The sequence below is a fragment of the Cellulomonas sp. P4_A2 genome, assembly GCF_056402515.1.
The window spans coordinates 1-351 of sequence record NZ_JBFUHG010000265.1; the positions used below are offsets into that span (position 1 = coordinate 1).

Annotated in this window: 1 protein-coding gene; it reads left to right on the top strand. The window is 74.4% G+C overall.

Going from position 1 to position 351, the window contains the following annotated elements; genetic code table 11:
- The coding region (locus AC1DUE_RS21000; RefSeq protein ID WP_477041321.1) for a hypothetical protein at nucleotides 1-194 on the top strand (194 nt) is incomplete at its 5' end.
- Nucleotides 195-351: the final 157 nt, after the last annotated feature.

A 351-nucleotide genomic window follows, 5' to 3' on the forward strand; every position in this document is an offset into this window, starting at 1 on the left:
GCACCGAACGCTCCACCGTCAAGGCCGCCGCCTGGCAGGGCCTCGGCCTGGACCCGCTCGCCGACTTCCGTCATCCGGCCGCCACCATGCCTGCCGAGGACGGCCTGGTCGTGGGCTATGCGACGCCGCCGGACCATGCGTACGGCGCGGCCCTGGAGGCGCTGTGCCGGGCCTTGCCACCGCCCGGCGCCTGACCACCGGGCAGGCACTGCCACATCTCAGCCCCTCCGGCGATCCCTCCGGCGATGGAGGACACAACGTGGCCGCGGCCACGCAATCGCCTACGACACCCGCCCCTCGAGCACCGCCTTCAGCCCGTCCGTCAGGTCCTGCGCCGACGGCGCCGAGTCG